We start from the raw sequence: 10455 nt of genomic DNA on the forward strand, positions 1-10455 counted from the left end.
CTGTCCGACTGCGACAAGATTTAAATCGCCGGATTCTCGCTGCAGTGTGTAAACCAGATTCAGTCCGCCGAGGGGCCCGTCGCCTCTCCCAGACCCGCCGGGGCGACCGAAGATCACCTGACCCTGGCGATGGAAGCGGCGTCGATCACCGATCGTCGCGCCAAAAGCGAATACCTGCACAGCGATCCCCTGGTCATCGAATCGCCCGCCCAACCCGGGGCACTGGTGCAGACCGAAAAGGCCCGCGCAACACTGCTGCAATTGGCTTTCGAACTGGCCGGTGCGGAAACCGCTGCCCAAGCGATCGATTTGGTCCTGGACCGCCTGGCCGCATCGATCCCGTTTCGAAGCGCCGGCGCATTTGTCGTCGATTCACAAAAACGCCGACAGACTCAAAACCAACCGCCGCAGAACCCATCCACCGACGGCCGGCAAGCCAACCCGCGATCGGGGCCGGATCCGTCGATGCTGACCTTGGTCGCGACGCGTCATTCCAATGATGCGGCACCGGGATCGAGCAGCTACCGACGTCCGGCCGATACCGCGATTGCCAGCGTCATCGGCCCGGACGGACAAGCGATCTTGGCCCGAAACGTTTCCGGTGACCGAACGTTGGCAACCGAAAACAGCCAAGGCGAGATCGATGCGGTCAGCATGATCTTGGCCCCCGTCAGGGATCGTGAAGAAAACCTGTTGGGCATGCTGCACCTGCTGACGACCGACAAAGAAACGGTGTTGTCGGCGCGCGATCTGGAATTTGTTCTGGCCGTCGCCGAGATCCTGGCCGAGTCGCTGCGGAATCTGCGTGTCCGCGGAAAACTGGATCGCTCGCTCCGCCGATCCCAACGCCAAATCCGAACGCTGCAAAAGCAGATCGGCGGAAAAGTTCAAATCGTGGGGCAGAGCGATGCGGTCCGTGACATCATCGAAAAAATTTCCATGGTGGCCCCGACTCACGCGACGGTCTTGGTCCGCGGCGAATCCGGAGTCGGCAAGGAACTGGTCGCCTCGGCGATCCACCACGCCAGCGGACGCGCCTCGGCGCCGCTGGTTTGCATGAACTGTGCCGCGTTGTCGCCGTCGCTGCTGGAAAGCGAATTGTTCGGGCACGAGAAAGGTGCGTTCACCGGCGCGACCGATCGCAAGCAGGGCAAGTTTGAAGCGGCCGACGGAGGCACGCTGATGTTGGACGAAATCGGCGAGATGGATGCGGAGATCCAAGCCAAGTTTCTACGCGTGTTGGAAGGCCATCCGTTTGAACGTGTCGGCGGCCAAAGTCCGATCAAAGTTGATGTCCGCGTGGTCGCGGCAACCAATCGTGATCTTCAAGCGATGGTCGCCGAAGGTAAATTCCGCCAAGACCTGTTCTATCGCTTGCACGTCGTCGAGATTGTCGTCCCGCCGCTACGCAAGCGTGGCAGCGACATCCTGTTGTTGGCCGAGCACTTTTTGGCACAGTTCAACGAACAGATGGGCCGACGCATCACGACGATCACCGACGCGGCCAAACGGATGCTGTTGGATTATCGCTGGCCCGGAAACATCCGCGAGCTGCGCAACGTGATCGAACGTGCGGTGGTGCTGAACAGCGGTTCGACGATCGATGCCGAACACCTGTTGCTGACGCCGGCCATGTCGGCGGGCACGGGCGACGCGGAGTCAATCGCCGCGTCCAGTCCGGTCGAGATTTCGTTGGCCGAGTTGGAACGATCGCATATCGAACGTGTGCTCCGTCACACCGATGGCAACAAAAGTCGCGCGGCCGCGATCCTGGGCATCGAACGCAGCACGTTGGATCGAAAGCTGAAGAAGTTCGATCGGCAATCGTAACGAAAGTGAGTTAGGCTTCCAGCCTGTCACCCACGGCACCGCCGGCGTCAACCCGGTGCGACCCAATCAATCAAAAGGAAGGGGTGTTTTCGATTGGTCAAAAAATGGAGTGGTCAAAAAATCGTGTGCCGCAATGGCTGGAACCCGCCTCCTCGATCGTCCGATCTTTTGACCACCAAATCTTTTGACCCCAACCGCCGGTTGTATTTACAGCGTGGTACAAGGCAATGTAGCGCGCGCTTCGATTCGGTGCCACCGACGAATCTTGCCGCCCTTGGAATAGAAAGGCAGAATGATGGAGACCGAGCAACATCTGAAACATCATTCTGCCCCGAATGAAAGGCATCGATTTGTACCACCCACCAAACTCAGCCCCTCCGGTCTTTCACGCCGGCACCGGATGGCTCGCGCCGTTCCGCTAACAGCTTCTGGCGGGATTGTGCTCGCTAGCAAAACAGTGAATGTGTGGCACTGAAGAGGTCGCCGGCGGCCGTCAGGCGAGTTCTTGTCCGAGAAATCCTGCTCACCGGTAAAAAATCGCCTTGCGACGCCGTCGAGTCATTGGCGATATAGTCTGCCGGGGCAGATGAGATTGGCGCCATCACCGACTTTTGTGACGACGGGGTTCCCTCAGGTCCACCGCCAACGGAGCAAATTGCCGGGGTGTGCGTCGCTGCGACGCAAAAATGCCGTCGATCATCTGTTTCGGAAGATCCAACGATCTGTCGGCACAACCCATGCAAACAAGGGGGTTGGAGAATCGGATGTATCGACCAAGACACCTCGCGGAATTTGCCGCCCTAAAATCTTTGTCCAATCTGGTCAACGTGCTCCCCCAAAGCGCGGCTTTGAAGTTGGGCAGTGTCGTTGCGTCTGTCGGTTTTCAAATCGGTCGCAATCGACGATTGACGGCCGAGCAGAGGATCCGCCAGGTCTTCCGCGACCTATCCGAAGTCGACGCCACACGAATCGCGCGACAATCCTATCGCGATTTGGTTTGGCATTTGATCGAGATCTTGCGGACACCCAAAGTCACGCGAAACTGGGTGGAACAAAACACTCTGATCGGTCAAGACGATCGTCGACGACTCGACGGTGCGGTGGCGTTCGATCGCGGTTGTATCCTGGCGGTTCCACACTTGGCCAATTGGGATTTGGCGGGCATCGCGTTGGAGCAGCTCGGTTATCCGATGACGTTTATCTATCGCAATCAGAAAAATCCGCTGTTCAATCGTCACCTGAACGCGATGCGCAGATACATCGGCAGTGAAACCATTGAACGCGACGATCCGATGCTCTTTCGCAAAACGATTCGGTCGCTGCGCAAGGGGAATATCATTGCGATCCTCGTTGACCTTCGTTCCCGTCAAAACGACTTGAAGGTTCCGTTCCTCGGCCATACCGCTGACTTGGCCCGCGGCTTAGGGCTGATGGCACATGTAGCCGGATGCCCGGTCCTCCCCGCCTATACAACTCGGCCAGCCGGCGGCCGTCTGCAACTGCATTTCAAAGAGTCGATCACGCCGAATCGAAAGATTGACCGCAATGATGACGCGGAACGCATCTTGCGCGCGACGATTCCGCCGTTGGAGGCGGCGATCCGCGCCAATCCGGAACAATACTTTTGGTTCAATAAAAGATGGGTGCTCGAACCAATTGACGGTCAATCAGCGGACGGAATCACGGTAGGAAGGGCTGCTTGATTCATCGCTGATTTCGAATTCTGTTGCTGTCGATCCTTCAAGAACACAAGGGGCTCGTGGTTCGCCGCAGCACGTGACAGGCTGGAAGCGAATCCGACAGTGTTACTCCACCGAATCGACGGCGGATTTTAAGGTTCCGCCGCTGGTGAGCGTGATGGTCTTGTCGCCGATCTTGATCTTCACGGCGTCGGCGTCGATCGATTCGACGACCCCACGCACGCTGCCGATTTCAAATTCGTCGCCGACACGCAACTTCAGCGTCGTGCCGCGCGTCCGAACGTTCATCCAGGCCGTCCAATCTTCGGCACCCTGCACCAATCCGGTCAGATAGGTCTGCTTGGCATCATCGAATTCCAGTGGCGGCTTTTCGGGCGGCGGTGGCGGAGGTGGATCGACGACTTTGACCAGCAACGTTTCCTCGACGGTGCGTTTGGGGTAGCCGTGATCGGTGACGCGAACCGTCACGTCGAACTCCGTCAGTTCATCGCTGCTGACGCGCAACGTGCCGCTGCGATCATCGATCGAGACGACTTCTGGGGGATCAACCAATTCATACGACAACCGGTGTTGTTCGGCGTCCTTGAAGACCAGCGATACGGCTTCGCTACGTCCCTTGGTCACTTCCACGGTCCGGCTGCCGTCGTACGAAGGCGCCCGGTTGGGCGGCTCGAACAGGTTGCGATTCAAGATCGGATCGCTGTAGGCCAGCGAATCCGGGTCGACGCGCCAGGCGTTTGTTTCGGGGGATTTGGCGTTGACGGGAGCGTTCCGCAACGAAGCCACTTCGATCGTCATGCTGATCGTGAACCCCGAATCGGTCTTGGACGGTTTGAGATCAAATTCGCGAATCCGGTGCAAATAATCTTTGGACTGGATCTCGTGCATGAACTCAAAAATGTCCGGCGTCTCGGCGCGGCCGGTCAACAGAAACGTCATCTGTTGGTACAGATCGCCGACGGGGACGGTCCGTCCACTGTCGACCTTGGCGTCTTTGATGTTGTGATTTTCAATCACATCGAACAGCCAGCTCTGGTAGTCGCTGCGGGCACGCTCGACGTCGCTGGAAACCGATCGCACCAAGTACTCGCCCATCTGCCGATCGGCCAGCGCGCCTTGGTTGCGTTGTTCGGCCAGTTGGACCTGGCGTTCCTGAAGACTTTCGTACTGGGTCCGCCGCTGCTTGATGGCGGTTTGGTATTTCGTCAATCCCCATTGGCCGAGCCCGAGGACGAACAGTCCGCCGACCAAGATCGCTAACATTCTCTCACGTTGGTTCATGCTTGGACCTCCGCCGTGTCGGTGGCGTTTTCGTTGGACGGCTGATCGGGGGTGGACGGCTGCTGCTCAGCCTCTTGATCTTCGGATTCTTGAGCTTCGGATGGGGCCGCTTCGGATGGACTTTGTTCGGCAGCCGGTTCTTCGGTAGCGGTGGACGGTTCGTCAGCGGCTTGGGATTCCGCTTCCGCGATCCGCTCCGCCATTCGCTCGTAGCGGGTGTTGCGAATCGTTTCGCCTGAAATCATCACCGACTCGGTAAACGTCCAGGCGTAGGTGTCTTGGCCTTTTTGTTCTTGCGATCCCTTGCCGACGACACCGTGGTTCGGATCACGCAGTGCTTCTTCCAATTCGTCGATCACACTCGGCTCGGTAACGGCGCCGACGATGCGGAGCGTGCCGCCTCCGCCGCGAATGCTGGCGGTGCCCGAGATATTGCGGACAATCATCTTGTCACTCGGCGGTGCTTTTTCAGCCAGCCGTCGGATTTCGTCCAACCAATTGACGTCGCCGTCGAGAAACTGGTCGATGGTCTCGGTCCGCTCGATGCTCTCTTCGGCGGCTTTGGCCGACGGCAACAACAAGTTGACTTCGTTGGTCGCGTTGGCGATCTTTCGATCCCACTGGGCGAATTGCCGGTAGATAAAGAATCCCGCCAAGAAAACCGCTGCGATCGGTCCGGCGATCATCAAGATGCGGCGGACGCGATCCGGTTCCTCTTCCGGTTTCTTGCGTGGGTTCAAGAAATCGATCAGCGTTTCCGGAGCCGTTTCGTCGCTGGCGAGCAAACCGACCAGAGGCGCGAGGCGACCGATGTGCTCGGGCAAGGCCGATCGGTCGATCTGCAGACTGACCAGATCAAACGGATTGACCGCTTGGACGTCATCACAGCTGATCGTGCTCTTGATCGCCGCGATGTCCCCTGCGTGCACCGACTCGGTCCCCCAAACCACGATCCGACCCGGCGTCGAGGTCTCGCCGCAGGCCACCATGGTGCGGTGCAACTCACTTGCGATCGCACCGCTGCGATGCCTCGCTTCGGAAGGCAAGCGGACGGTGCGGACGAAAATCACCTTGCCGTCCCGCGCGATCACGATTTCGGCGTCGTCGTTGAGCAGGTCGATCAGAACGCAAATCGGTGGCGTCTTCTGGCCTCGCAGGTACAGCGATGCGGCCGAGAGCGGACGCAAGGCGATGCGTTTGGGCAATAGATCTGACGTCTTGCAGAGTTCCCGGACCCGATCCATGTCCCCTGGAGAAACGGCCGCCGCGATCAGCGTGTTGTTTTCATTGGTGCGACGGGTCACCAAAAAGTCGACGATCGCGCGTTCGCTGGCCGAGGCAAAGCTGCGGATGGCCTGAAATCGCACCATGTCCGGAAGCTCGTCGTCGGGCACCGGCGGCAACTGCAATTCTCGCAACTCCGCCTTGCCGCGACCGATCGTGACCAGCGTTTCCGTTTTCTGCAGGCCCTCGCTGGTGATGTAGGCCCGTAGCTTTTCCGAGACCGATCCGTTTTCGGGGATCGGGATGACCTGTGCATCGGTCACCTGCACCTTGGAACCGTTGCAGTTGGCGACGACGATCCGCAATTCGCGGTCGTCATAGTCGAGGGCTATTCGTTTAGGCATGGTGGTAGTCTAGTTCGATAAGGTCAAAACGCACGGTCCGTCTCGGTAGGGCTGGCTGGGAAACGTTAGGGGGGACTGTTACGGGGACGCTGTTGTTGGGAGGCGGCGGGTTGGTCACCGGACACCGCGGCCGTGTTGCGGATTCCGAGCACGGAAACATCAAACGCCCGACCGAGATGGCTGAGGTCTCGATAGGACACGATTTTGGGGTTCACGGTGGTCGCGTCGATGATCACTTCTTGGCGATGGGCCAAGCCGGTCGATTCAAAGTAGCCGACGATCTGGGCCCGATAGACGTCACCCCCGCCGGTCAACAGTGGCACCAGGTTTCTCATTTCCGCCAACGTCACGATGCCCTCGACCATCAACCAGGTCTCATAGAACCGGTTCTCGTCGTCGGTTTCCGTCCCGCGGGCTTCCAGAATCATGCCGACTTGTTCCTCGGTCAAAAACGGGATGCCGTACAACAGTTCCGCGGGGCATTCATTGACGTTGATTCGACCGGGCATCGCCGGCGTGTCGCCGGTGACCAGTTTGTCCATGATCAGCGGCAGGTAGATGCCCGCGGTCAGCAACGTGAAGGGACTGCGGTAGGTCACCGCGTCGTCGCCTCCGCCAACGGTGACGGTGGCGTCGATCAGATCGAGCACCTGGGTGAACTCGATTCCGCCGCCAGCCGACAGATCAAAATTCTCCAGCAAGTCCGCCGTCCAGATGCCTCCGTCGTTGGCCGGTTCGTCACCCGGTGCGGCGTTGGCCGCATCCGGCAGAGCCGCTCCGGCGATGGACGTCGACGGTGCCCCCGACATGCGGTACGCACAAATAAAACTGGCGTAGACGTCATCGCCGAGGACATCGGTCAAGTCTTCGTAGAGGATTTCCAGATCGTCCGCGTTGATGTTCACCCGAAACGTGCCGTCACGCTGCTTGTTGGCTTCTTGCCCGTGGATCGTAAAGTAGGCCGCCAAGCCGAGTGCACCGGGCGTGTCGACGGTGACGTTGAAGCGTTGCTGTTCGTCCGGATCGAGCACGCCGTTGCGATTGGTGTCGGCACCGAACAACAGTGTCGGCGTCATCCCGCTGACCAGCAACAGTTCTTCGACGCTGCTGATCGGGCCGTTGGTCGGTTCGTAAGGCGTCGGCAGTCCGCTGTAATATTCCAGCTCCGCTCCATAGGGTCGCACTTCGTCGTCCGCGTCCAGCCAGTCCATGATCGAATCAGCGATCTCTTCGGTCATCCCCGGCAAGGCCAACAACAACGCGGTCGCGATACTCTCGGGCAACGCGTCGCCGCTGTCTGGATCCGAGAGCAGACTGAGCGCGGCCATCAAGCCTTCGGAGTTTTCATCCAAGACCGTCAACGTGTTGAGATTCAAACGAGCTGATTCGTCCTGCAACCCGAATCGGATTCCGCTGAGCATGCCGTTCTCATTCAGATCCGGCGCGGGGACGGAGAAATCACAGACGTTGGCGGCGTCTTGATTGGAAACCGCGATCGCCTGGAACAGGTTGGGATTGTTGTAAACACCTCCCATGTCGTCCCGCATCATTCGGGGTTGAGACAAAATCAAACGAATCGCCTCGGCGCCGGAATCGGCAGCCACGCGGGCCCGGACCAGGTCACCGGACAGGTACGCGGCGTCATCGTAGGCCACCATCACTCCGGTGAACGAGTACACCGACAGCGTGGCGACGACAACGACCAACAACACCAGCACCAGGAAAAAACCTCGCCGCCGGCGTGGACGTTGCGTGTTGAGTTTGGCTGGTGAATTCATCAGAGGCCTACCCCCGAAAGATCGTCTTCCTCTTCTTCTTCGATGATCTTGGCCATCGTCAGTTTGACCACGTGCTGGAACACCCGTGGTTCCTGTTCACTCACGGCGACCAGCGGGTCGACCATGACCATTTGGATTTTCACGGCCAAGGGTAGTTCCCCGAGTTCGTCGCTGTTCCATTCGATTTGCCAGGTCACGCCGTCCCAGTAGGAGAATTCGATTCCGGTGACTTCGGGCGCGAGCAATTCGCCGGTCTGGCCGAGTGCGGCGAGGTTGCCCGAGGTGGATGCGAACGTCGTTGCGGAGCGATCCAAGACGCGTCGTACCAAGCCGCCGGCGGTCGTCGATGTCGTCGCGTCCAGCTTGGCCAGCGGATCCTCGATCCCGATCGAATCGGCCGCCTGAACGTAGTAGGTCACGGTTTTCAGATCGCTGGGCAAATCGGCCAGGTTGCCGGGATCGACGTCCATCAGCACGGCATACTCTTCCAACCGCGGCAGGCGACTGGTGTCGACTTGCAGTTGGTACTGGTCTCCGATCAAACCGGGCGTCTGCAGCACGGCGACTCCCGATACCGTTGTGGTTACTTCCTCTTCCAGCGCCGGGTCGTCCATGCCGGCGGCCTCGGCGGCGCCGGGATCGCCCGCATCGCCCGTGTTGCCACCGCCTGTGGCCGACGCGGCGGTGCTGGCCAGCAAGGTTTCCAGCGCGCTGGTGTCCAACGGTTCCGGATGAAGCGACGCCCGCAAGTCATCTTCGATCATTTGCATCACGGCCGCGGCCAGCATGGTTCGCCGCATGTCCATGTCACTGGAATCCATGTCGACGGCATAGAATCGGAACGCGGCGTTGACCAGCGTCATCAGGACGACGGCCATCGACAGCGTCAAAAACAGTTCCAGCAAGGTGAAACCGCGTCGCCGCCGGTGTCGGCTGAACCGAGTCGCCTTGGTCAGGTTCGATGCAATCATGTCAGCGGCTCCTCACCGCCGTTGGCGATTTCTTCGCGCGCCGCCTCTTCTTCCGCCTCGGCTTCTTCCAGTCCCAGCGCGGGATCGATCACCCAGCGATCGAGCGCGAACGCGGCCAGTTGTTCGGTACCGTCGCCCGCGCGCGCCAACACGGTCACGCGTAGCGAAAGCAATCCATCGAGTTGGCCGGGCATGACTTCGACGGTGTACACGAACGTTTCGGTCGACGCGCTGTCGAACGACTCGGCCGGCGCTTCGACGATCGTCGTCGGTGATTGCCCCGCTTGGAGGTTCAACAATTGTTCGTTCAATTTGGATTGGCAGATCATCCTGGCGGTCACCAGCGCGCGGGCTTCGCGCGCGGCGCTGACGCCGGTCCCGGCGATTTGCGCCAGGACGGCCAGACTGCTGCCGAGGATGGCCAGCGCCAGAATCATTTCCAGCAGCGAAAAACCGCTCCCGCGACGTCGCATCGCTGCTTTGGATGACGCTCGTTTCGGTGATTGCGAGACGATCATTGGTTGGCCCCCACCTCGCTGATCGTGACGTCGCCGGTGATGCCACGCAGCTTGATTGTGATTTGCCCGTGCTCGGGATGCATCAGCACCACCGCGGCGGTGCTGGTGGTCCCGTCGGGGTAAAACAAAATCGGTTGACTGTATCCTTCGGCTTGGTTGCTCATCGTTGCCTGTTCGATTTCCATCGCCCGGGCTGCGGAAACGACCGACACGCTTTTGACCACGACGTCGTCGGGCAAATCCACCTGACGGATTTCCGATTCGTCCTGGATCACCGGAACAAACTGACCTTGTTCGGCGCCGGACAACAGAGCCGACTGCGTGCCGGTCTGGTCGATCGCGTTGACGGAGTCGGCCAGGGAGAAATACGGCTGGACGCGGAGTTGGCTGGATTCGAGCATCGCATCGACCATCAAGATCCGGCCTTGCCGCATCGAATCGACGCGCGCCAGCATCAATTCTTCGCGGATTAATTTGGCCCCACGGACGATCCTTCGGTCGCCGAGCAACCAAGCGACTTGCGGAATGGCGATCGATGCGAGGACGGAAAGGATGGCCAAGACCAACAGCAACTCCAGCAGCGTAAAACCACTTTCTCGTTCTCGTGTGCGATCTCTCTCAAGTGCGACCATGTCAGGTAACGCGGTGAAGCGTTTCTTAGCGGCAGGGCGCGAGCCCTCCGGTGTTTGGGGTAACGCCGTGAAGCGTTTCTTAGCGGCAGGGCGCGAGCCCTCCGGTGTTTGGGGTAA

General features: G+C 59.6%; 8 protein-coding genes. 2 read left to right on the top strand and 6 right to left on the bottom strand.

Annotated features, from left to right (window positions below):
* Positions 1-129 precede the first annotated feature (129 nt).
* Together ABX749_RS09170 and ABX749_RS09175 are read left to right on the top strand one after the other, a co-directional pair.
* On the top strand, positions 130-1830 hold the full coding sequence (locus tag ABX749_RS09170) for a sigma 54-interacting transcriptional regulator (RefSeq protein ID WP_372895708.1): 1701 nt from the start codon (positions 130-132) through the stop codon (positions 1828-1830).
* A gap of 764 nt (positions 1831-2594) precedes the next feature.
* Positions 2595-3533 (top strand): lysophospholipid acyltransferase family protein, encoded by a 939-nt coding sequence (locus ABX749_RS09175; RefSeq protein ID WP_372895709.1) that lies wholly within the window; start codon positions 2595-2597, stop codon positions 3531-3533.
* A gap of 102 nt (positions 3534-3635) precedes the next feature.
* Here the strand turns inward: ABX749_RS09175 and ABX749_RS09180 are convergent, their stop codons facing one another.
* From ABX749_RS09180 to ABX749_RS09205, 6 genes are all read right to left on the bottom strand, one after another.
* Complete coding sequence (locus ABX749_RS09180) at positions 3636-4811, bottom strand: cadherin repeat domain-containing protein (protein ID WP_372895710.1); 1176 nt, start codon at positions 4809-4811, stop codon at positions 3636-3638.
* A complete protein-coding gene (gene pilM / locus ABX749_RS09185) occupies positions 4808-6439 on the bottom strand; it encodes a type IV pilus biogenesis protein PilM (protein ID WP_372895711.1) in 1632 nt (543 codons plus the stop codon). The genes ABX749_RS09180 and pilM overlap by 4 nt, the downstream gene beginning before the upstream one ends.
* Before the next feature lie 65 nt (positions 6440-6504).
* Entirely contained in the window at positions 6505-8217 is a 1713-nt protein-coding gene (locus ABX749_RS09190; RefSeq protein WP_372895712.1) for a general secretion pathway protein GspK, read from the bottom strand.
* Positions 8217-9188, bottom strand: coding sequence for a prepilin-type cleavage/methylation domain-containing protein (locus ABX749_RS09195; RefSeq protein ID WP_372895713.1), 972 nt, complete (start codon positions 9186-9188; stop codon positions 8217-8219). The genes ABX749_RS09190 and ABX749_RS09195 overlap by 1 nt, the downstream gene beginning before the upstream one ends.
* A complete protein-coding gene (locus ABX749_RS09200) occupies positions 9185-9661 on the bottom strand; it encodes a type II secretion system protein (protein WP_145222264.1) in 477 nt (158 codons plus the stop codon). Before ABX749_RS09200 ends, ABX749_RS09195 begins: the two co-directional genes overlap by 4 nt.
* A 41-nt stretch (positions 9662-9702) precedes the next feature.
* Positions 9703-10455, bottom strand: a 753-nt coding sequence (locus ABX749_RS09205) for a prepilin-type N-terminal cleavage/methylation domain-containing protein (RefSeq protein ID WP_372895714.1), incomplete at its 5' end; no start/stop codon positions are given.

The organism is Stieleria sp. (assembly GCF_041595215.1).
Taxonomy (GTDB): domain Bacteria; phylum Planctomycetota; class Planctomycetia; order Pirellulales; family Pirellulaceae; genus Stieleria; species Stieleria magnilauensis.